General features: G+C 71.0%; 23 protein-coding genes. 17 read left to right on the forward strand and 6 right to left on the reverse strand.

Going from position 1 to position 21,204, the window contains the following annotated elements; all coding sequences use genetic code 11:
• The first annotated feature begins 112 nt into the window (after positions 1 to 112).
• The 4 genes from ACFWZ2_RS32765 to ACFWZ2_RS32780 all read left to right on the forward strand — a co-directional run bounded on the left by ACFWZ2_RS32765 (position 113) and on the right by ACFWZ2_RS32780 (position 4,992).
• On the forward strand, positions 113 to 1,114 hold the full coding sequence (locus tag ACFWZ2_RS32765) for an ABC transporter permease (protein ID WP_384551877.1): 1,002 nt from the start codon (positions 113 to 115) through the stop codon (positions 1,112 to 1,114).
• On the forward strand, positions 1,111 to 2,211 hold the full coding sequence (locus tag ACFWZ2_RS32770; RefSeq protein ID WP_384551878.1) for an ABC transporter ATP-binding protein: 1,101 nt from the start codon (positions 1,111 to 1,113) through the stop codon (positions 2,209 to 2,211). Before ACFWZ2_RS32765 ends, ACFWZ2_RS32770 begins: the two co-directional genes overlap by 4 nt.
• Before the next feature lie 23 nt (positions 2,212 to 2,234).
• Positions 2,235 to 3,473: an ABC transporter ATP-binding protein gene (locus tag ACFWZ2_RS32775; RefSeq protein ID WP_384551986.1), complete on the forward strand. Its 1,239-nt coding sequence runs from the start codon at positions 2,235 to 2,237 to the stop codon at positions 3,471 to 3,473.
• Positions 3,474 to 3,594: 121 nt separating this feature from the next.
• A complete protein-coding gene (locus ACFWZ2_RS32780; RefSeq protein WP_384551880.1) occupies positions 3,595 to 4,992 on the forward strand; it encodes a M1 family metallopeptidase in 1,398 nt (465 codons plus the stop codon).
• Here the strand turns inward: ACFWZ2_RS32780 and ACFWZ2_RS32785 are convergent.
• A complete protein-coding gene (locus ACFWZ2_RS32785; RefSeq protein WP_384551882.1) occupies positions 4,958 to 5,167 on the reverse strand; it encodes a hypothetical protein in 210 nt (69 codons plus the stop codon). The genes ACFWZ2_RS32780 and ACFWZ2_RS32785 overlap by 35 nt on opposite strands.
• Positions 5,168 to 5,366: 199 nt before the next feature.
• Here ACFWZ2_RS32785 and ACFWZ2_RS32790 point away from each other — a divergent pair, with 199 nt between their 5' ends.
• The 3 genes from ACFWZ2_RS32790 (at position 5,367) to ACFWZ2_RS32800 (ending at position 8,046) form a co-directional block, all read left to right on the forward strand.
• Positions 5,367 to 6,041, forward strand: a complete 675-nt coding sequence (locus ACFWZ2_RS32790) for a trimeric intracellular cation channel family protein (protein WP_384551884.1) — start codon at positions 5,367 to 5,369, stop codon at positions 6,039 to 6,041.
• A gap of 74 nt (positions 6,042 to 6,115) precedes the next feature.
• Positions 6,116 to 6,985, forward strand: coding sequence for a thioesterase family protein (locus tag ACFWZ2_RS32795; protein WP_384551886.1), 870 nt, complete (start codon positions 6,116 to 6,118; stop codon positions 6,983 to 6,985).
• Positions 6,986 to 7,056: 71 nt separating this feature from the next.
• On the forward strand, positions 7,057 to 8,046 hold the full coding sequence (locus ACFWZ2_RS32800; RefSeq protein WP_384551888.1) for a helix-turn-helix transcriptional regulator: 990 nt from the start codon (positions 7,057 to 7,059) through the stop codon (positions 8,044 to 8,046).
• Here ACFWZ2_RS32800 and ACFWZ2_RS32805 read toward each other — a convergent pair.
• Positions 8,006 to 8,851: an alpha/beta fold hydrolase gene (locus tag ACFWZ2_RS32805; protein ID WP_384551890.1), complete on the reverse strand. Its 846-nt coding sequence runs from the start codon at positions 8,849 to 8,851 to the stop codon at positions 8,006 to 8,008. The two genes, ACFWZ2_RS32800 and ACFWZ2_RS32805, sit on opposite strands and share 41 nt — an antisense overlap.
• A 42-nt stretch (positions 8,852 to 8,893) precedes the next feature.
• Positions 8,894 to 9,529 carry a TetR family transcriptional regulator gene (locus ACFWZ2_RS32810; protein WP_384551892.1) on the reverse strand — a complete coding sequence of 212 codons (636 nt, stop codon included), beginning with the start codon at positions 9,527 to 9,529 and terminating at the stop codon, positions 8,894 to 8,896.
• Between the two features lie 127 nt (positions 9,530 to 9,656).
• Here ACFWZ2_RS32810 and ACFWZ2_RS32815 point away from each other — a divergent pair, with 127 nt between their 5' ends.
• From ACFWZ2_RS32815 to ACFWZ2_RS32825, 3 genes are read left to right on the forward strand one after another with little or no spacing between them, the layout of a single operon-like run.
• The gene (locus ACFWZ2_RS32815; RefSeq protein WP_384551894.1) at positions 9,657 to 9,809 is read left to right on the forward strand and encodes a hypothetical protein; all 153 of its coding nucleotides are present in this window, start codon (positions 9,657 to 9,659) and stop codon (positions 9,807 to 9,809) included.
• A 47-nt stretch (positions 9,810 to 9,856) separates the two neighbouring features.
• Positions 9,857 to 10,123 (forward strand): DUF4190 domain-containing protein, encoded by a 267-nt coding sequence (locus tag ACFWZ2_RS32820; RefSeq protein WP_384551896.1) that lies wholly within the window; start codon positions 9,857 to 9,859, stop codon positions 10,121 to 10,123.
• 48 nt (positions 10,124 to 10,171) lie between these two features.
• The gene (locus ACFWZ2_RS32825; protein ID WP_384551898.1) at positions 10,172 to 11,341 is read left to right on the forward strand and encodes a cysteine desulfurase family protein; all 1,170 of its coding nucleotides are present in this window, start codon (positions 10,172 to 10,174) and stop codon (positions 11,339 to 11,341) included.
• Here ACFWZ2_RS32825 and ACFWZ2_RS32830 read toward each other — a convergent pair.
• A complete protein-coding gene (locus ACFWZ2_RS32830; RefSeq protein ID WP_384551900.1) occupies positions 11,338 to 12,060 on the reverse strand; it encodes an N-acetylmuramoyl-L-alanine amidase in 723 nt (240 codons plus the stop codon). The genes ACFWZ2_RS32825 and ACFWZ2_RS32830 overlap by 4 nt on opposite strands.
• Positions 12,061 to 12,127: 67 nt before the next feature.
• On the opposite strand from ACFWZ2_RS32830, the gene mnmA reads away from it, so the two are divergent.
• Positions 12,128 to 13,258: a tRNA 2-thiouridine(34) synthase MnmA gene (gene mnmA, locus ACFWZ2_RS32835; protein WP_384551987.1), complete on the forward strand. Its 1,131-nt coding sequence runs from the start codon at positions 12,128 to 12,130 to the stop codon at positions 13,256 to 13,258.
• Positions 13,259 to 13,334: 76 nt separating this feature from the next.
• Here the strand turns inward: mnmA and ACFWZ2_RS32840 are convergent, their stop codons facing one another.
• Entirely contained in the window at positions 13,335 to 14,270 is a 936-nt protein-coding gene (locus ACFWZ2_RS32840; RefSeq protein WP_384551988.1) for an NADP-dependent oxidoreductase, read from the reverse strand.
• Between the two features lie 113 nt (positions 14,271 to 14,383).
• On the opposite strand from ACFWZ2_RS32840, the gene ACFWZ2_RS32845 reads away from it, so the two are divergent.
• A complete protein-coding gene (locus ACFWZ2_RS32845; protein ID WP_384551901.1) occupies positions 14,384 to 15,358 on the forward strand; it encodes a GlxA family transcriptional regulator in 975 nt (324 codons plus the stop codon).
• On the opposite strand, the gene ACFWZ2_RS32850 is transcribed toward ACFWZ2_RS32845, so the two are convergent.
• Positions 15,342 to 15,674, reverse strand: coding sequence for a DUF427 domain-containing protein (locus ACFWZ2_RS32850; protein ID WP_384551903.1), 333 nt, complete (start codon positions 15,672 to 15,674; stop codon positions 15,342 to 15,344). The genes ACFWZ2_RS32845 and ACFWZ2_RS32850 overlap by 17 nt on opposite strands.
• 150 nt (positions 15,675 to 15,824) lie before the next feature.
• Here ACFWZ2_RS32850 and ACFWZ2_RS32855 point away from each other — a divergent pair, with 150 nt between their 5' ends.
• Genes ACFWZ2_RS32855 through ligA form a run of 5 tightly spaced genes read left to right on the forward strand, consistent with a single transcriptional unit; the run spans position 15,825 to position 21,115 of the window.
• Positions 15,825 to 16,649, forward strand: coding sequence for a class I SAM-dependent methyltransferase (locus ACFWZ2_RS32855; protein WP_384551905.1), 825 nt, complete (start codon positions 15,825 to 15,827; stop codon positions 16,647 to 16,649).
• Positions 16,646 to 17,191: a TIGR00730 family Rossman fold protein gene (locus ACFWZ2_RS32860; protein ID WP_384551907.1), complete on the forward strand. Its 546-nt coding sequence runs from the start codon at positions 16,646 to 16,648 to the stop codon at positions 17,189 to 17,191. The genes ACFWZ2_RS32855 and ACFWZ2_RS32860 overlap by 4 nt, the downstream gene beginning before the upstream one ends.
• Before the next feature lie 7 nt (positions 17,192 to 17,198).
• Positions 17,199 to 17,897 (forward strand): SDR family oxidoreductase, encoded by a 699-nt coding sequence (locus ACFWZ2_RS32865; RefSeq protein WP_384551909.1) that lies wholly within the window; start codon positions 17,199 to 17,201, stop codon positions 17,895 to 17,897.
• The gene (locus tag ACFWZ2_RS32870) at positions 17,894 to 18,901 is read left to right on the forward strand and encodes a methionine synthase (protein WP_384551911.1); all 1,008 of its coding nucleotides are present in this window, start codon (positions 17,894 to 17,896) and stop codon (positions 18,899 to 18,901) included. Before ACFWZ2_RS32865 ends, ACFWZ2_RS32870 begins: the two co-directional genes overlap by 4 nt.
• A gap of 30 nt (positions 18,902 to 18,931) precedes the next feature.
• Positions 18,932 to 21,115, forward strand: coding sequence for an NAD-dependent DNA ligase LigA (gene ligA / locus ACFWZ2_RS32875; RefSeq protein WP_384551913.1), 2,184 nt, complete (start codon positions 18,932 to 18,934; stop codon positions 21,113 to 21,115).
• Positions 21,116 to 21,204 lie beyond the last annotated feature (89 nt).

The raw sequence follows: 21,204 nt of genomic DNA on the forward strand, positions 1-21,204 counted from the left end.
TGGTCGCAGTTCCGGGTGGGTGGTGCGGACCGGTTTCCGTCCTGAGCGCCGTCTCGGGGGGGGGCGGGGCCCCCCCCCCTGGGGGCCCCCGCCCACCGCCGGGCCGCGCACAGTGCTTGCTTATCTCATCCGGCGCCTGATCGCCGTCATCATCATGGTGCTGGTCGTACTGCTCGCGACCTTCACCGTCTTCTTCATGCTGCCCAAGTGGGCGGGACAGGACATCGCCGTCCTCTTCGCCGGCAAGTCGACCGGTGCCGAGCAGATCGAGGGCATCCGGACCAAACTGGGACTCGACGACCCGCTCCTCGTCCAGTTCTGGGACTTCATCAAGGGCATCCCGATGGGGCGCGACTACGTCAACGGCACTGACGTCACGCACTGCCCCGCGCCCTGCTTCGGCTACTCCTTCCGCACCGAGGCGCCCGTCTGGGAGACCCTCAAGGACGCCCTGCCCGTCACCGGCGCGCTCGCCGCCGGAGCCTGTGTGCTGTGGCTGGCGGCCGGTGTCGCCACCGGTGTCGTCTCCGCGCTGCGGCGCGGCACCGTCTGGGACCGGCTCGCGATGACCACCGCCCTCGGCGGCGTCTCGCTCCCCGTCTTCTTCACCGGCATGATCGCGATGGGCATCTTCGTCCACCAGCTCGGCTGGGTGAAGATCGCGGACAGTCTCAGTACCGACGACTCACCGGGCGTCTGGCTCCAGACGCTGATCCTGCCGTGGATCGTGCTCGCCTTCCTCAACGCGGCGATGTACGCCCGCCTCACCAGAGCCACCATGCTCGAAGTGCTCGGCGAGGACTACATCCGCACCGCGCGCGCCAAGGGGCTCGGCGAGGGCACCGTCATCCGCAAGCACGCGCTGCGCTCCGCGATGACGCCGATCCTCACCGTCTTCGGACTCGACCTCGGCGTCCTGATGGGCGGCGCCGTGCTCACCGAGTCCACGTTCAACCTGCCGGGGCTCGGCCTCGAAGCGGTCAGGGCCATCAGCAGCAAGGACCTGCCCGTCATTCTCGGCGTCACCCTGTGCGCGGCGCTCGCGATCGCCGTGGCCAACCTCGTCGTCGACCTCCTGTACGCCGTCATCGACCCGCGAGTGAGGCTGGGATGACCGAACTGTCCAAGAGCGGAGCCGCGGTGGGCGAACCCGTCGCCGCGGACTCGCCCGCTCCGTCCGCCTTCCTCGAGGTGCGCGACCTCAAGGTGCACTTCCCGACCGACGACGGCCTGGTCAAGTCCGTCGACGGGCTCAGCTTCCAGCTGGAGAAGGGCAAGACCCTCGGCATCGTCGGCGAGTCCGGATCCGGCAAGTCGGTGACCTCGCTCGGCATCCTGGGCCTGCACACGGCCGGCCAGTACGGCTCCCGCAGGGCGCAGATCTCCGGCGAGATCTGGCTGAACGGCCAGGAGCTGCTCGGCGCCGACCCGGACGCCGTGCGCAAGCTGCGCGGCCGCGAGATGGCGATGATCTTCCAGGACCCGCTGTCCGCGCTGCACCCGTACTACTCCATCGGCAAGCAGATCACCGAGGCGTACCGGGTCCACAACGACGTCGACAAGAAGACCGCCCGCAAGCGCGCGATCGAGATGCTCGACCGGGTCGGGATCCCCCAGCCGGACAAGCGTGTCGACTCCTACCCGCACGAGTTCTCCGGCGGCATGCGCCAGCGCGCCATGATCGCGATGGCCCTGGTGAACAACCCCGAGCTGCTCATCGCGGACGAGCCGACCACCGCCCTCGACGTGACCGTCCAGGCGCAGATCCTCGACCTCATCAGGGATCTGCAGAAGGAGTTCGGCTCCGCCGTCATCATGATCACGCACGACCTGGGCGTGGTCGCCGAGATGGCGGACGAGCTCCTGGTCATGTACGGCGGCCGGTGCGTCGAGCGCGGCACCGCCGAGAAGGTCTTCTACGAACCCCAGCACCCCTACACCTGGGGCCTGTTGGGCTCGATGCCGCGCATCGACCGCGAGGAGACCGACCGGCTCATCCCGGTCAAGGGCTCCCCGCCCAGCCTGATCAACCTGCCGAGCGGCTGCGCCTTCAACCCGCGCTGCCCCTACGCGGACGTCCCCAAGGACCAGATCACCCGCCGTGAGCGCCCCGAACTGCGCGAGGTGGCCGCAGGTCACTACTCGGCCTGCCACATGTCGCAGGAAGAGCGCACCCGGATCTGGACCGAAGAGATTGCGCCGAAGCTGTGAACGATGACGTGAAGGGCCGTGAGATGACGATCCCGGCGCAGGCGAAGAGCTCCCCCGAGCCGCTGCTCAAGGTCGACGGCCTGGTGAAGCACTTCCCCATCAAGAAGGGGCTGCTCCAGCGCCAGGTGGCGGCGGTGCAGGCGGTCGACGGCCTCAGCTTCGACGTGCGCCCCGGTGAGACCCTCGGCGTCGTCGGCGAGTCCGGCTGCGGCAAGTCGACGATGGGCCGGCTCATCACGCGGCTGCTCGAACCGACCGGCGGCCGCGTCGAGTTCGAGGGCACGGACATCACGCACCTGAACACCGGCCGGATGCGTCCGCTCCGCCGCGATGTGCAGATGATCTTCCAGGACCCGTACTCGTCGCTGAACCCGCGGCACACCATCGGCACGATCGTCGGCGCGCCCTTCAAGCTCCAGGGCGTCAAGCCCGAGGGCGGCGTGAAGAAGACCGTGCAGGAGATGCTGGAGCGCGTCGGCCTCAACCCCGAGCACTACAACCGCTATCCGCACGAGTTCTCCGGCGGCCAGCGTCAACGCATCGGCATCGCGCGGGCGTTGGCGCTGCGTCCGAAGCTGGTCGTGGCGGACGAGCCGGTCTCCGCGCTCGACGTGTCCATCCAGGCCCAGGTGGTCAACCTCCTGGACGACCTGCAGGACGAGCTCGGCCTGACGTATGTGATCATCGCGCACGACCTGTCGGTCATCCGGCACGTCTCGGACCGCATCGCGGTGATGTACCTCGGCAAGATCGTGGAGCTGGCGGACCGCAAGGACCTCTACGCCACGCCGATGCACCCGTACACCAAGGCGCTGCTCTCCGCGGTGCCGGTGCCCGACCCGAAGCGGCGCGGCGCCAAGAGCGAGCGCATCCTGCTGCGCGGCGACGTCCCCTCGCCGATCGACCCGCCCACCGGCTGCCGTTTCCACACGCGGTGCTGGAAGGCGACGGAGATCTGCACGACGAAGGAGCCGCCGCTGCTCGCGCTCGCCACGGGGCACCAGGTGGCGTGCCACCACCCGGAGAACGCCGAGGACCAGGCGCCCGAGGACGCCAAGCTGCTCTCGGTGGCCAAGGAGGCGATCGAGGTGGTGACGGTGGTGCCCAAGGCGGAGGAGGCGGCCACCGGGGCGGGGGAGTCCGCCGAGGCCGCTGAGCCTGCTGAGTCCGGCGAGGTCGCCGCGTCCGGCGCGAAGCCGGAGCCGGACGTCGCGAAGAGCGAGGCCACGAAGGACAAGGGTCAGAAGTCGACTGAGGAATAAGGCAAGTTGACCCGGACGAAGTACGCGTCCTGGGTCATGTACATGCCCTAGCGGGAGAGTGCAGAGTCTGCGTGTCCGTCTTCTCGGACACCCCATCGGAACGCGTTCGAAGGGAAGACTCATGGCACTCTCCCGTTCGGCACGTCTGGCGGCCGTCACCCTCGCGGCCGCCTCGTTCTGTCTCGTCGCGGCGGCCCCCGCTCCGACGCCCGGCTCCGACGGCGTCGGCGACCCGTACTTCCCGCAGCTCGGCAACGGCGGCTACGACGTACGTCATTACGGTCTCGACATCGCCTACGACCCGGACACCGACCGCCTGGACGGCCGCACCACGATCACCGCGCGCGCCACCCAGAACCTGTCGTCCTTCGACCTCGACCTGCAGAAGCTGACGGTCACCCGGATCGAAGTCAACGGCAGACGCGCCCCGTTCACGCGCACCGGCGACGAGATCCGCATCACGCCGCGCGACGCCCTGGGCAAGAACAAGAACTTCACGGTCGCCGTCACCTACGGCGGCGTGCCCGAACCGCTCAGCGGCCCCATTGTGTTCGGCTCCGACTACGGCTGGATGAAAACCCCCGACGGCGTCTTCGTCGCCTGCGAGCCGAACGCCGCCTCCACCTGGTTCCCGTCCAGCGACCACCCCTCCGACAAGGCCCCCTTCGACATCCGCATCAAGGCGCCCAAGGGGCTGACCTCGGTCTCCAACGGCCGCCTCGTCGGGACGTACGACAAGGACGGCCAGACCGTCGCGCACTGGCGCTCGACCAAGCCGATGGCGACCTACCTCGCGACCGCCACCATCGGGAAGTTCGACGTGCGGACCGGGACGACCCCGGGCGGCACGCCCATCTATGTCGCCATGGACCCGGTGCTGCCGCCGAGCACCGTCGACGTGTACGGCATCACCGCCGAGGTCACCGACTACTGGTCCGAGGTCTTCGGCCCCTATCCCTTCGAGGAGACCGGCGCGATCGTCGACGACATGCCGCAGGCCGGTTTCTCCCTGGAGACGCAGACCAAGCCGATCTACTCGGCCGTGCGCTCGGAGAACACGATCGTGCACGAGCTGGCCCACCAGTGGTTCGGCGACTCCGTCACGCCCGCGTCCTGGCGGGACATCTGGCTCAACGAGGGCTTCGCGACCTACGGACCCTGGCTGTGGGGCGAGCACAAGGGCCGCGCCACGGCGCACGACGCCTTCCGCGCCGCCTACGACGCCCGTCCGGCCGACTCCGCCTTCTGGCAGATCACCGTCGGCGACCCGCAGCGCGACACGATGTTCTCCTCCGCCGTCTACCAGCGCGGCGCGATGACGCTCCAGGTGCTCAGGGAGCGCATCGGGGACAAGGACTTCTTCAAGCTCCTGAAGACCTGGGTGAAGCAGCACCGGTACGGCAACGCGAGCACCGCCGACTTCATCCGGCTCGCCGAGCACATCTCAGGGGAGCAGCTCGACGGGCTCTTCCAGACCTGGCTGTTCACGAAGGGGAAGCCGGCGCTTCCGACGCGGTGATCCGCCAGCCGCCGACCTCGCGGTACCCGGAGTCGTACACGGCCTCGCCGGTGCCGGGCTCCAGGGCGTAGTGCCGCAGGTTCCCGCCCCAGTACCGCAGGATCCGCCCCAGCTCGTCGGCGGCCTTCCCCTCGAAGGCCGCCTCACCCATGTCGACCTCAAGGACGAACTTCATGCCCCGCACCTCTTCCGTGGCTGTGAACGGTCCGCGGACCATGTCCCGCGAAATTCCCTGCCTTCAACTTTCTCATTGAACTGCTTTGTGGGACTTTTCCCCGCCGGGCTCCTTTTCCCGGGCGAAGCCCTGCGGCAAAAGTCTCAACTCCGGGTGACGGCAACGCCGGACCCGGGCCACGCGCGGGTAAGAATGGCGCGTGCTCCAGGATCTGTTCACGCCCTCCGTCCAGCACGCGCTCGACATCGTGGGGATCTTCGTCTTCGCGATCTCCGGCGCGCTGCTCGCCGTGCGCAAGAACTTCGACGTCTTCGGCATCGCCGTCCTCGCCGAGGTCACCGCGCTGGGCGGGGGACTCTTCCGCGATCTGGTCATCGGGGCGGTCCCGCCGGCCGCCTTCACCGACCTCGGCTACTTCATCACCCCGCTGTTCGCGGCCGCACTCGTCTTCTTCCTGCACCCGGAGGTGGAGCGCACCCAGCTCGCGGTGAACGTCTTCGACGCCGCGGGGCTCGGCCTCTTCTGCGTCACGGGCACGACCAAGGCGTACGACTACGGGCTCGGCCTCACCGCGTCGGTGGCCCTCGGCCTCGCGACCGCGGTGGGCGGCGGCGTGCTGCGCGACGTCGTCGCCAACGAAGTGCCCTCGCTGGTGCGCTGGGACCGCGACCTGTACGCGGTGCCCGCCATCGTGGGCGCCACGATGGTCGCCCTGTGCATCCGCTACGACCAGCTGACGGCCTTCACCAGCGGCCTCGCCATCGTCACGGCGTTCGTCCTCAGGCTCCTCGCGATGCGCTACCACTGGCGCGCGCCGCGGGCCTGGAACCGGCGCTCGACGGCGGTGGAGGCGGAGGCCGAGGAGACGCCGTAGCGGGGCCGAGCCGGACGGACAGCGCACAACAGAAAAAGCTACCGCTCAGTAGTTTCCTGTTGTACGTTGCTGCCATGGCAACGGCAGCATCCCTTCCCGCGGCGGTGCCCGCGAGCATCGGCGACAGCGAGTTCGACCGTGACACCGCGGTCGTCCGGCGGGAGCCCGGCGTCCACGACACCGAGCTCTCCGCAGGGTGGACGATCTTCGGCGCCGTCAACGGCGGCTATCTCCTGGCCGTCGTCGGCCGCGCCCTCGCCGACACCCTGCCGCACGGCGACCCGTTCACCGTCTCCGCGCACTACCTCACCGCGTCCCGCCCGGGACCGGCGGTGATCCGCACGGACGTGGTGCGCGACGGCCGCTCGCTCTCCACCGGGCAGGCCTCGCTCTTCCAGTACGACGACGAGGGCCGCGAGGTCGAACGGATCCGCGTGGTCGCCTCGTACGGAGACCTCGACGCGCTCCCCGACGATGTCCGCACGACGGCCGAGCCGCCCGTGATGCCGCCGGTCGACCAGTGCCTCGGCGCCGACGACGCACCGGGCGAGGGCCCGGTGCCCGGTGGCTCGCCCATCGCCGAGCGCCTCTTCCTCAAGCTCGACCCCGCGACCCTCGGCTGGGCGCTCGGCCAGCCGTCGGGCAAGGGGGAGATGCGGGGCTGGTTCGGGCTCGCCGACGGCCGCGACGCCGACCCGCTGTCGCTGCTCCTCGCCGTGGACGCCCTGCCGCCGACCGCCTTCGAGCTCGGCCTGATGGGCTGGGTGCCGACCGTGGAGCTGACGGTCCACATCCGCTGCCGCCCGGCCCCTGGCCCGGTGCGCGTCGCGATCTCCACGCGGAACCTGGCGGGCGGCTTCCTGGAGGAGGACGCCGAGGTCTGGGACAGCGCGGGCCGTCTGGTCGCGCAGTCGCGGCAGCTGGCGCGGGCGCTGAAGGCATAGGGAGGCCGACCGGTCGGCCGGAGCGCGGTGGGACCGCCGGGGCTCGTACGCGCTGAGGGATCCTTGACCGCGTGAAGTCCGACCGGCTGCTCTCCATCCTGCTGCTGCTCCAGACCCGTGGGCGGGTGCCCGCCCATGAGCTGGCCGAGCGGCTCGAAGTCTCCGTCCGCACGATCTACCGGGACATCGAGGCCCTGTCCGCCTCCGGTGTCCCGGTCTACGCCGAGCGGGGCAGGCACGGCGGCATCGAGCTGCTCGCCGGGTTCCGCACGGATGTGACGGGGCTGACCGCCGACGAGTCGCGGGCGCTGTTCATCCTCGCGGCCAAGGGCACGCACGCCGCCCTCGGCCTGGACGCGGCGCTCGGCTCCGCGCTGCGCAAGGTCATGGCGGCGCTGCCCGAACCGCACCGCCCCGCCGCCGAGTTGATGAGCCGCCGGGTCCTCGTCGACGCGGAGCGCTGGATGCCGGGCGCCCGTGAGACGGCTCCGGCCGCCGTCGACCTCGACGTACTGCGGGACGCCGTCTTCGCCGACCGGCGGCTGCGGCTGCGCTACCGGCACGGCGGCGACGTGGAGCCGAGCACCTACACCGTGGACCCCTACGGCCTCGTGTCGAAGGCGGGCGTCTGGTACCTGGTCGCGGACCGGCGCGGCGCCCCGCAGCTCTTCCGCGCCGACCGGGTGCGGTCGGCGACGCTCACGGACGCGCCGGTGGAGCGCCGCGAGGGAGTGGAACTGGCCGACGTATGGGGCGTGTTGAAGCGCCACGTCGAGGACCGTCCGGTCGGCGTCGAGGTCACGGCACGCGTGGCGCGCGGCCGCTTCCAGCTGTTCCTGCGGCTCCAGGGGCACCGGCTCTGCGGGCCGCCCGACGACGACGGCGCGAGCGAGTGGATCGCCGTCGTCCTCGGGTTCGGGGTCGTCGGCGAGACCCGCACGCTGCTGCCCTTCGGCGCGGACGTGGAGGTGCTCTCGCCGCCCGAGGCCCGCGCGGAGCTGGCGCGGGCCGCCGCGGCGGTCACGGAGCTGTACGCAGGAAACCCGCGAGCTCCCCGGTGAGTTCGGCGGGCGCGTCCTCCTGTACGAGATGTCCCGCGCCCTCGATCAGACGCAGCTCGGCGCCGGGGATCGCCTTGGCGAGTTCGTGGCCGCGCGCCACCGGGATCCAGGTGTCGTCCGTGCCCCAGCAGATCAGCACCGGCAGGTCCAACTCGCCGTACCTGCCCTGGATTTCATCGGTGTAGCGCTGGTCGTTCTGCTCGATCTGCCGGTAGAAGGCGGGCCTGCCCTCTGTCGTGCACCAGGGCGCCACGAGCCGGTCGAGGACCGCGGGGTGCAGTCCGCGGTGGCTCGCCGAGCTCACGTACTCGCGGACGAGTGCCTCGTGCAGGGCGGGCGGCAGCTGCGCGAAGACCTCGGCGTGCGCGCCGAGCAGCCGGTAGGTGGGGGAGCCCCAGGGGGCCAGGGCCACCGGGTCGACGAGGGCGATCCTGTCGTAGCGGGCGCCGTGCAGCAGATGGGCGCGCAGGGCGACGCAGCCGCCGAAGTCATGGGCGACGACGGCGGGCCGGGCCAGGCCCCAGTGGTCGAGCAGTTCGGTGAGCACGCGGGCCTGCGCGGCCAGCGAGACGTCCTGCCCCGCGCTCATCTCGGAGGCGCCGTACCCCGCCAGGTCCCAGGCGTACACGCGGTGTTCGCGGGAGAGGGCGCGGGCCACGCCCCGCCAGACGTACGACGAGAAGGGCGTGCCGTGGACCAGGACGACGGGCGGCGCGTCGGCGGGGCCGAGCGCGGTCCAGCGGACGGTGCCGGACGAGCCGGTGAAGGTGCGGTCGAGGGTCCAGGAATCACGGTCGGTCGTCATGACCGTAAAGGGTAGTTGCCCCTTACCCGGGAGTCGAGGAGGTTACGGCTGCGGCTCGTCGAGCCAGTGGCGGCGGCCCAGGGTGACCAGGCGCAGCTGTCTGCGCGCGGTGTCCGCGACCCGTGCCGCGGCCTCGGGGTCGGACTCCGCCTCCAGGAGGGCCGACGCGGTCATCACCATGTGGTCGACGTACATCCGCGCGAGCATCAGCAGATCGTCGTCGGCCCAGCCCGCCGCCTCCGGCTCGCGGGCGAACTGCTCCTTCACCTCCCGTGCGAACAGGGCGAGTTGGCCACCGATCGCGGCGCGCACCGCCTTGACGCCGCCGTGCTGCTCGCGGGCGATGAAGCGGACGTGCGCGGGGTGCTCGCGCACATAGGCGGCGATCAGGTCGACGGTGGCCGCGATGCGCTCCTCGCCGTCGCCGACCGCCGAGAGCAGTGCGGCGAGTGTGGTGTGCAGGCTGCCGAGCGCCTCCTCGACCAGGGCGACGCCGAGGTCGGAGGTGCAGCGGAAGTGCCGGTAGAAGGCGGTGGGTGCGACGCCCACGGCACGGGTGACCTCGCGCAGGCCCAGGCTGCTGAGGCTCTGCTCCTCGAGCAGCTGGAGCGCCGCGTCGAGGAGGGCCTGCCGGGTCTTCAGCTTCTGCGCCTGCCGGGTGCCGAGGGTGTGACTCATGCCATTCAGTTAACAGCTGTTCTCTGGGATTGGGAAGCCGGAAGAAGAGTAGACTCCTCGGTCAGTGAACAGTTGTTACCACAAGCGTTCACTGAATCGAGAGGTCACCGCAACCGAGAGGGATCTCATGCTTTTCCTCGTCGCCGCCCTCCTCCTGCTCGGCGTCGCCATGGGCTCCGTGGCCCACGCCCCGCTCTCCGTCACCCTCGTCGCCGCCGCCGTCATCGGCACCTGGCTCGCCGTCTTCGCCATCCGCGAGCGCCGCGCCCACCACCGCTGACCCGCCCCCCACTTCGTACGACACCTCCACCTGCCAGGAGTCGCACCATGGAACTCACCGCCCCCCGGCCCGCGGCACGGCGGGACGCCGACGGCATGGCCGTCGCCTCCTTCGTCCTCGGGCTGCTCGGACTGCTCGTCCTCAACCTCTTCCTCGGGCCCGTCGCGATCGTCCTCGCGGGCCTCGCCCTGTGGCGCGGCACCACCCGCAAAGGTCGCGCGCTCCTCGGCCTCGGGCTCGGCGTGGCCGACCTCGTCGTCCTCGCCGCACTCGTCTCGATGGACAACACCGTGTCGTGGGGTCTCGCAGGCTGATACCACCCGGTCGTCCGGCCCCGCACGGCTCGTAGAATCGTGCGCACCATGGCCTACCTCGACCACGCAGCGACCACTCCGATGCTCCCGGAGGCGATCGCGGCGATGACCGCGCAGATCGCCGTCACCGGCAACGCCTCCTCGCTGCACGCGGCGGGGCGCCGTGCGCGGCGTACCGTCGAGGAGGGCCGCGAGACGCTCGCCGCCTCACTCGGCGCACGCCCCAGCGAGGTGGTCTTCACCTCCGGCGGCACCGAGGCCGACAACCTCGCGGTGAAGGGCCTGTACTGGGCCCGCCGCGACGCGGAACCGGCCCGCACCCGCGTCCTGTCCAGCCCCGTCGAGCACCACGCCGTCCTCGACGCCGTGCACTGGCTCGGCGAGCACGAGGGCGCCACCGTCGAATACCTGCCGGTCGACCGGTACGGCCGCGTGCACCCCGACGCGCTGCGCGAGGCCATCGAGCGCGACCCCGACGACGTCGCCCTGGCCACCGTCATGTGGGCCAACAACGAGATCGGCACGATCCAGCCGGTCCGCGAACTGGCCGACGTCGCCGCCGAGTTCGGCATCCCGCTGCACGCCGACGCGGTGCAGGCGTACGGCCAGCTCCCCGTCGACTTCGGCGCCTCCGGGCTCGCCGCGATGACCGTGTCCGGCCACAAGATCGGCGGCCCGTACGGCATCGGCGCGCTGCTGCTCGGCCGCGAGTACAGCCCCGTGCCCGTGCTGCACGGCGGCGGCCAGGAGCGGCACGTGCGCTCCGGGACCCTCGACGTGCCCGCCATCGCCGCGTTCGCCGTCGCGGGCGAGCACGCCGCCGCGCACCGCGAGTGGTTCGCCGCCGAGATCGGCGCGCTCCGCGACGACCTGGTGGCCGCGGTCCGCTCGGCGGTCCCCGAGGCGATCCTCGGCGGCGACCCGGCACCGGGCGGCCGCCTCGCCGCCAACGCGCACTTCACCTTCCCCGGCTGCGAGGGCGACTCGCTGCTGCTCCTGCTCGACGCGCAGGGCATCGAATGCTCCACGGGATCGGCCTGCACGGCGGGCGTCGCCCAGCCCAGCCACGTCCTGCTCGCCACGGGCACCGACCCGGACCTGGCCCGCGGCACGCTGCGCTTCTCCCTCGGCCATACGTCGACGAAGGCGGACGTCGACGCGGTGGCGGCGGCGATCGGCCCGGCGGTGGAGCGGGCGCGGTCGGCTGGGCTGAGCTAGGCCTTCTTCTCGGGCTTCTCGGGCTTCTTGGGTTTCGCGGACTGCTCGGGGCGGTTCCGCTCGGTCCGCACCAGGCGTATGTACCTGTCCCAGTCCCAGTACGGCCCCGGATCCGTGTGATCCGTGCCGGGGACTTCCACATGGCCGACGATGTGCTCCCGGTCCACAGGAATGCCGTACCGCTCGCAGATCCCGGCCGTGAGCCGCGCGGACGCCGCGTACATCGCGTCGGTGAACGACGACTTCTTGTCGACGAAGCCCTCGTGCTCGATGCCGATGCTGCGCTCGTTGTAGCTCTTGTTCCCCGCGTGGAACGCCACGTCCAGCTCGCGGATCATCTGCGCGATGTGCCCGTCCTTGCGCACCACGTAATGGGCGGCGGCGCCATGGGCCGGGTCCTTGAAGACGCGCAGCGCCGTCGCGTAGCCGCCCTGGACGACGTGGATGACGACGCGGTCGATCTCGTAGTCGTCGGGGCGGTCCGCGCGCCGCCAGTTGTAGTCCGACGCGGCGATCCACTGCGCGCCCCGGGCGTCGACCTCGCCCTCCTTGCGCTTCTTGACCACGCCGGGCAGGCGCCACCACAGCCGGCCGAGCTCGTCCTTCGCGAGCAGCGCCGAGCCCACGGCGGCCGCCGCGCCGCCGATCAGCAGCGTCCGCCGGTCGACGCCGCGCCGCCGCGGCTTCTCCGGTGTCGCCTTCTCGGTCTCTTCCCCCATGTGATCGTGAACGCTTACTCACGGGCGTACGGTTCCCGTCGCCCCGTACCCTGTTAGGGCTATGACTTTGACCGAGACCTCCCAGCGTCCCCAGCGTCCCCTCCGTGTCCTGGCCGCCATGTCCGGCGGCGTGGATTCCGCCGTCGCCGCCGCCCGTGCCGCCGAAGCCGGGCACGACGTGACGGGAGTGCACCTCGCGCTCTCGGCGAACCCGCAATCGTTCCGCACGGGCGCGCGTGGCTGTTGCACCATCGAGGACTCGCGCGACGCCCGCCGCGCCGCGGACGTCATCGGCATCCCCTTCTACGTGTGGGACCTCGCCGAGCGGTTCCGCGAGGACGTGGTCGAGGACTTCATCGCCGAGTACGAGGCGGGGCGCACCCCGAACCCGTGCCTGCGCTGCAACGAGAAGATCAAGTTCGCCGCGCTGCTCGACAAGGCCCTCGCCCTCGGCTTCGACGCGGTCGTCACCGGCCACTACGCCCAGGTGATCGTCCGCGAGGACGGCTCCCGCGAACTGCACCGCGCCTCCGACATGGCCAAGGACCAGAGCTACGTCCTCGGGGTGCTCGACGAGAAGCAGCTCGCCCACGCGATGTTCCCCCTGGGTGACACGGTCACCACCAAGGAGGAGATCCGCGCGGAGGCCGAGCGCCGCGGGCTCGCCGTCGCCAAGAAGCCCGACAGCCACGACATCTGCTTCATCGCCGACGGCGACACCCAGGGCTTCCTCGCCGCCCGCCTCGGCAAGGCGGAGGGCGACATCGTGGACGCCGACGGCAACAAGCTCGGCACGCACGAGGGTGCGTACGGCTACACCATCGGCCAGCGCAAGGGCCTGCGGATCGGCACCCCCGCCCCCGACGGGAAGCCCCGCTACGTCCTGGACATCTCCCCGGTCAACAACACCGTGACGGTCGGCCCGGCCGCCGACCTGGACGTGACAGGCCTGACCGCCATCAAGCCCCGCTGGTGCGGCGCCGCCCCCTCGGGCCCCGGCACGTACACCGCGCAGCTGCGCGCGCACGGCGGCGAGACGGAGGTGACCGCCGAGCTCGTCGACGGCACCCTGAACGTCTCGTTCACCGAGCCCGTGCGCGGTGTCGCCCCCGGCCAGGCGATCGTGCTCTACGACGGCACGCGCGTGGTCGGCTCGGCGACGATCGCGACTACGGAGCGGGCCGTGGCGGTGGCGTAGGCGCTTCGCCGGACCGGTGCGCATCCGCGGGTCCGTGCCGGTTGCCCGCGCCGTTCCCCGCGCCCCTTTCGGGGCGCTAGGCGACCTGAAGGACGATCTTGCCCTGCGTGCGGCCCTGTTCGCCGTACGCGTGGGCCTGCGCGGCGTCCGCCAGGGGCAGCACCGTGTCGACCTCGACGCGGAGCTTGCCCTCGTCGACCAGGCGTGCGATCTCCAGCAGGCCCAGGCGGTCGGGCTCGACGACCGTCCAGCCCGTGTGCACGCCGAGCTCCGCGGCCCGCACGGGATCCGGCAGGCCGCCCGGGTCGGGCAGCGTGACCAGGTGGCCGCCGCGGCGCAGGACATCGAGGGACCGCGTGCCGTAGGCGCCGCCGACCCCGTCCAGGACGATGTCCACGTCGCGCACCGCCTCGGTGAAGTCCACGCGCGTGTAGTCGATGATTTCGTCCGCGCCGAGGCCGCGCAGGAACGCGTGCTTGTCCTCGCGCGCGGTTCCGATGACGTACGCGCCGTGGGCCTTGGCGATCTGTACGGCGAGGTGCCCGACGCCGCCGGCCGCCGCGTGGATCAGCACCCGCTGCCCGGACCGCAGCCCGGCCGTCTCGACGAGCCCCTGCCACGCGGTGAGCGCCGCGAGGGGCAGCGCGGCGGCCTGGACATGGTCGATGCCCCGCGGCTTGGGCGCGAAGCGCCGGGCGGGCGCCGTGACGAACTCGGCGTATCCGCCCGTCTGTTCGGGGAAGCGGGGCATGCCGAACACCTCGTCGCCCGGCCGGTACAGGGTCACTCCGGGGCCCACCTCCTCGACGACGCCCGACACGTCGTAGCCGAGGATCGGTGTGTCCCCCCAGGTGCCGAACGCGCCCTCCGCGCGGGTCTTCCAGTCGACGGGGTTGACGCCCGCCGCGTGCACCTTGACCAGGATCTCGGTCAGGCCGGGCACGGGGCGGTCCACCTCCACGGGGACCAGGTTCTCGGGGGCGCCCCAGGCGCGGGGGCTGACGGCACGCATCTTCATGGTCTTCCTCTTCAGGCTCTTCGCAAAAGCGGGTGATGAGCCCAGAGTGCGTCGCCCCGGCCGATCATGGTGCTGGCAGTTTGGCCATGATGTGACAGGATTCGGCCATGGAACGCAGGGGCAGACATCGCGTGGCCGTCCTCGCCCTGGACGGCGTGTACGCCTTCGAGCTGGGCATCCCTTCCCGGGTGTTCGGCACCGCGCTGGACGACCGGCGGCGGCCGCTCTACGACGTCGTGGTCTGCGCGGTGGACGGTGGCCCGGTGCGCACGGACTCCGGGTTCACGGTGGCGGTCGAGCACGGCCCCGAGGCCCTGGAGCGGGCGGACACCGTGGTGATCCCGCCGACCCGCGACTTCGACAGGGGCGCGGCCGACGAGCTGCCGGGCCCGGTGGCCGCGGCGCTGGCGCGGATCAGGCCCGGCACCAGGATCGTGTCGTTCTGCAACGCCTCGTACGTGCTCGCGGCCGCCGGCCTCCTCGACGGGCGGCCCGCGACGACACACTGGCAGGTCGCCCGCGACTTCCAGCGGGCCTTCCCCAGGATCAAGGTCGACGCGGACGTGCTCTTCGTGGACGACGGCGACGTGCTGACCGCGGCGGGCGTGGCCGCGGGCATCGACCTCTGCCTGCACATCGTGCGCGCCGACCACGGCGCCGCCGTCGCCAACCACGTCGCCCGGGTCTGCGTCGTACCGCCCTGGCGCGACGGAGGCCAGGCCCAGTACATCGAACGGCCCGTCCCCGAGCCGACGCTCGCCACGACCGCCGCCACGCGCGCGTGGGCCCTGGAACGGCTCCAGGAGCCGCTGCCCCTGGGCGAGTTGGCCGCCCACGCGCGCATGAGCCTGCGGACGTTCACGCGGCGCTTCCAGGAGGAGGTGGGCATGTCGCCGGGGCGCTGGCTGACCGGCCAGCGCATCGAACTGGCCCGCCAGCTCCTGGAGTCCAGCGACCTGCCCGTGGACGTGGTGGCCCACCGGGCCGGGTTCGGCACCGGCAACTCCCTGCGCCAGCACATGCGGTCCGTCCTCGGCGTCTCGCCCGCCGCCTACCGCAGGACGTTCACCGCTGCTCGATGACCTCCACGTCGTAGAAGCAGAAGTGGTCCTTGATCCCGGCCACGTCCGGCTTCGGGTCGGGGTATCCCCACACCGCGTCCGCCGCGTCCGGCAGCGACCAGTAGGCGGCCGTCCCCTTGAACGGGCAGTACGTAGTGGTGGCGGACGGCGTCAGCAGGTCGGTGCGCACGTCCTCCGGAGGGAGGTAATAACGCACGGGGTAGCCCGTCTCGCGCAGCAGCAGCGGGCGCTCGCTCTCCGCCACGACCTGCCCGTCGCGCACCACGCGCACGTGGTCCGTGCCCTGCTCGATGGTGATCCGGTGTCCTTCGGCCACGGTCGTGCCTCCTCGTCGAGTGGTTCCCGGGGCGTTCGCTGTGCTCTCCCCGCTGGTTTCAGCACCTCAGGGCGTGCACTTCTTCCCGTCGGGCGACATGACACAATCACGCACCGTAACGAATGGTGACCCACTGTGATGGAGGCGTGCATGGCAGCCGCAGGACCGGACAAGAGCATGACCAGGAACCGCAAGTCCCTTCTCCACAAGGCCCGTTACGCCCTGCGGCACCCCCGCCGCGTCCCCGCGCACGTGCGCCGGGCCCTGCGTGACGCCGTGCTGCGGGTCAGGCACCGCGACCACGTCGCCTACTACCGCGCGGTGATGGCGTCCGACGCCGCCCGCAGCGCCGAGGCCGCGGTCGGCGGCGGCCCCTCCCTGGACCGGTGGACCTGGATCGGCAAGATGCAGTTCGACTACCTCGTCGGGCACGGCCTCCTGCCGCGGCACACGATGCTGGAGATCGGCTGCGGAAACCTGCGCGCGGGACGGCTGTTCATCGACCACCTCGAACCGGGGCACTACTACGGCATCGACATCTCGCCGGACATCCTCGTCGCCGCCAAGCACACCCTCGTACGCCACGGTCTGCGCGAGAAGCTGCCCTACCTGACCATCGCCGACAACCTCACCTTCGACTTCCTGCCCGACGGGCACTTCGACGTGGTGCACGCGCACAGCGTCTTCTCGCACTCGCCGCTGAACGTCATCGAGGAGTGCTTCCGGCACGTCGGCCGGATCCTCGCGCCCGAAGGATTCTTCGACTTCACCTTCGACAGGACCGAGGGCGCGGAACACCACGTGCTGCGCGAGGACTTCTACTACCGCACCGAGACGCTGATCGGGCTCGCGGAGAAGCACGGTCTGTCGGCCGTCTTCATGGCGGACTGGGAGGACAAGCCGCACGGCCAGTCCAAGATCCGGATCATGCGGGCGGCCGCGCTGTCAGAGGCGGAACGTACCGTGGGCGCATGAACATCTGCGTCTTTCTCTCCGCCGCCGACCTCGACGACCGCTACACCCGCCCCGCCAGGGAATTCGCCGAACTGCTGGGCAAGGGCGGCCACACCCTGGTCTGGGGCGGCTCCGAGAGCGGCCTGATGAAGGTCGTGGCGGACGGCGTCGCGGAGGCGGGCGGCCGGCTCGTCGGCGTCTCCGTCGACTTCCTCGCGGCCAAGGCCAGGCAGGTCACCGCGCCCGACGACATGGTGATCGCGGGCGACCTCGCCGAGCGCAAGGCCCTCCTCCTGGAGAAGTCCGACGCGGTCGTGATCATGGTCGGCGGCACCGGGACGCTCGACGAGGCCACCGAGATCCTGGAGCTGAAGAAGCACGGCAAGCACACCAAGCCGGTCGTCCTGCTCAACTCCGCGGGGTTCTACGACGGCCTCAAGGAGCAGTTCCGCCGCATGGAGGACGAGGGCTTCCTGCCCGTCCCGCTGACCGACCTCGTCTTCTTCGCGGAGGAGCCGGTGGGCGCCCTGGCCCACCTGGAGGAATCCTTCGGCACCCAGTGATGCGAGCATGGCGGGTATGGCAACACATGTGATCACCGGGGCGGGCTCAGGCATCGGCGCCGCCGTCGCCCGCCGCCTCCACGCACGGGGCGACGACCTCGTCCTGCACGCGCGCGACGCGGGCCGCGCCAAGGAGCTCGCCGCCCAGTTCCCCGGCGCGAGCACCCTCGTCGGCGACCTCGCGGACCCGGACAAGCTGTCCTGGGCCTTCGGGCACCAGTCGCTGCCCCCGCAGGTCGACTCCCTGCTGCACATCGCGGGCGTCGTCGACCTCGGCCCGGTCGGCGAGCTCACCCCCAAGTCCTGGCGCCACCAGCTCAACGTGAACCTCATCGCGCCCGCCGAGCTGACCCGCCACTTCCTGCCCCAACTCCGCGTCTCCCAGGGGCACGTGCTCTTCGTCAACTCGGGGGCCGGGCTCAACGCCCACGCCGACTGGTCCGCGTACGCCGCCTCCAAGCACGGCCTCAAGGCCCTCGCCGACTCCCTGCGCCAGGAGGAGCACGGCAACGGAGTCCGGGTCACCTCGGTCTACCCCGGCCGCACGGCCAGCGCCATGCAGGTCAAGGTCCACCAGCAGGAGGGCAAGGAGTACGACGCCTCGCGCTGGATCGACCCCGAGTCCGTCGCCACGACGATCGTCATGGCCCTGGACCTGCCGCGCGACGCGGAGGTCAACGACCTGACGGTGCGGCCGGGACGATGAGCGAGTTCCGTTGGGGCCCGGCCACCGGCGTCGGGTCCATGCCGGGCGGCGACGCCCGCGAGGCCGCGAAGACCGTCACCGGCAGCTTCGAGGGGCCCGAGCAGGGCATGCCGCACCTCGCCGAACTGTCCGCGCGCGGCCCCGGCGCCGACATGATCGGCCGCACCGCGGGCCTGCTCACCGAGCTGTACGCGCGCGTGGAGCCCAGCGGCTGGCGCATCGGCGACCGCCCCGGCCGTGACACCCGGCGCGCGAAGGCATGGCTCGGCGAAGACCTCGACGCCCTGGAGGAGTTCACCCAGGGGTACGAGGGCCCGCTCAAGGTCCAGGCCGTCGGGCCGTGGACGCTCGCCGCCGCCCTGGAGCTGAAGAACGGCGAGGCCGCGCTCTCCGACCCCGGCGCCTGCCGCGACCTGGCGGCATCGCTCGCCGAAGGGCTGCGCGCGCACCTCGCGGACGTCCACCGCAGGGTGCCGGGCGCCCAGGTGATCCTGCAGCTCGACGAGCCCTCGCTCATCGCCGTGCTGCGCGGGCAGATCAAGACCGCGAGCGAGTACCGCACGCACCGTGCCGTGGACCGCCAGCTCGTCGAGAGCACGCTGCGGGACGTCCTCGGCGTCCACGACGGACCCACGGCCGTGCATTCCTGCGCGCCGGACGTGCCGTTCGCGCTACTGCGCCGCGCCGGGGTCGACGCGGTCTCCTTCGACTTCTCGCTCCTCACCGAGCGTGACGACGAGGTGATCGGCGAGGCGGTCGAGGGCGGCACGAAGCTCTTCGTCGGTGTCGTGCCGGGCGTGGACGCCGGATTGTCAGACCCTGCCGGTAGCGTCATGGGTGTCAGGACGCTGTGGCGCAGGCTGGGGCTGAATCCGGGATCACTCGCGGAGTCGGTCGTGGTCACTCCGTCGTGCGGACTCGCGGGAGCTTCTCCCGCGTACGCACGCGCGGTGCTCGCCCACTGCGTCAGGGCGGCGAGATCGCTCGCAGACAACCCTGAGTAATTGGGTATGACGTAACGGGAGGACGAAACGGTGGCTGTCGAACAGCAAGGCTCTGTGCCCGCCGAGGCACGGGATCAGCATGCCCAGCTGGCCGAACAGATCGAGGAGCACCGCTTCCGGTACTACGTGAAGGACCAACCGGTCGTCAGCGACGCCGAGTTCGACAAGCTCCTGCGCGCGCTCGAAGCCCTGGAGGACAAGCACCCGGAGCTGCGTACGCCGGATTCGCCCACCCAGAAGGTCGCCGGTGCGTACGAGACGGAGTTCACGTCGGTCGAGCACCGCGAGCGGATGCTCTCCCTGGACAACGCCTTCGACGACGAGGAGCTGGCCGCCTGGGCCGACCGCATCGCCAAGGACGTCGGCTCCCCGGGGTACCACTTCCTGTGCGAGCTGAAGGTCGACGGCCTCGCGGTCAACCTCACGTACGAGGACGGCAAGCTGACCCGCGCCGCGACCCGCGGCGACGGCCGCACCGGCGAGGACATCACGCCGAACGTCCGCACGATCGCCGACATCCCCGACCGCCTCAAGGGCGACCGCGTGCCCGCCCTCGTCGAGATCCGCGGCGAGGTCTTCTTCCCGATGGAGAAGTTCGAGGAGCTGAACGCCCGCCTGGTGGAGGCGGGCGACAAGCCCTTCGCCAACCCGCGCAACGCGGCGGCGGGTTCGCTGCGCCAGAAGGACCCCCGCATCACGGCCACCCGCCCGCTGCACATGGTCGTGCACGGCATCGGCGCCCGCGAGGGCTTCGACATCGACTGCCTCAGCCACGCCTACGAACTGCTCCACGAGTGGGGCCTGCCCACCGCCAAGCACAACAAGGTCGTCGAAGACCTCCAGGGCGTCCGGGACTTCATCGCGTACTTCGGGGAGAACCGCCACTCCGTGGAGCACGAGATCGACGGCGTCGTCGTCAAGCTCGACGAGATCCCGCTCCAGGGCCGCCTCGGCTCCACCTCGCGCGCACCGCGCTGGGCCATCGCCTGGAAGTACGCGCCCGAGGAGGTCAACACCAAGCTGATCAACATCCGCGTCGGCGTCGGCCGCACCGGCCGCGTCACGCCGTACGCCCAGGTGGAGCCCGTCACCGTCGCGGGCTCCGAGGTCGAGTTCGCGACCCTGCACAACCAGGACGTGGTGAAGAAGAAGGGCGTCTTCATCGGCGACACGGTCGTGCTGCGCAAGGCGGGCGACGTCATCCCGGAGATCCTCGGCCCCGTCGTGGACCTGCGGGACGGCAGCGAGCGGGAGTTCGAGATGCCCGCCGAGTGCCCCGAGTGCGGCACGGCGCTGCGCCCGATGAAGGAGGGCGACATCGACCTCCGCTGCCCCAACGCCCAGTTGTGCCCCGCCCAGTTGCGTGAACGTCTCTTCTACCTGGCGGGCCGCAAGTGCCTGGACATCGAGAACTTCGGGTACGTCGCGGCGGCCGCGCTCACCCGGCCCCTGGAGCCCGCCGAGCCGCCGATCCTCGACGAGGGCGACATCTTCGACCTGAAGATCGAGGAGCTGCTCCCCATCAAGTCGTATGTCCTTGACCAGGATTCGGGCCTGCCCAAGCGCGACCCGAAGACCGGTGAGGAGAAGGTCGTCACCTTCTTCGCCAACCAGAAGGGCGAGGCGAAGAAGAACTCCCTCGCCATGCTGGAGAACATCGCGGCGGCCAAGGAGCGGCCGCTCGCCCGCATCATCACGGGCCTCTCGATCCGGCACGTCGGCCCGGTGGCCGCCGAGGCGCTGGCCCGCGAGTTCCGTTCCATCGACCGTATCGAGCAGGCCACGGAGGAGGAGTTGGCCGCGGTGGCGGGCGTCGGCTCGATCATCGCCGCCTCACTCAAACAGTGGTTCGCCGAGGAGTGGCACCGCGAGATCCTGCGCAAGTGGCGGGCGGCGGGCGTCCGCATGGAGGAAGAGGCGAGCGGCGAGGACGAAGGGCCCCGTCCGCTGGAGGGCCTCACGGTCGTGGTCACCGGAACCCTCGAGCACCACACCCGGGATGGCGCGAAAGAGGCGCTGCAGACCCGGGGAGCCAAGGTGACGGGTTCCGTTTCGAAGAAGACCGCTTTCGTGGTTGTGGGGGACAACCCTGGATCGAAGTACGAAAAGGCCATGCAACTGAAGGTTCCGGTTCTCAACGAGGAAGGCTTCGCTGTCCTGCTCGAACAGGGACCGGACGCGGCGAAGGAAGTCGCGCTTCCGACCGAAGAGTAGCGGTTGAAGGCCACCCGTTCAGCGCATACCAGATGCATACGGGTGGCCGGGTCGCATTCGGGCAACCGTAGTCGACCGCTGCCCGTGGA

Source organism: Streptomyces sp. NPDC059002 (genome assembly GCF_042740435.1).
Lineage (GTDB): Bacteria > Actinomycetota > Actinomycetes > Streptomycetales > Streptomycetaceae > Streptomyces.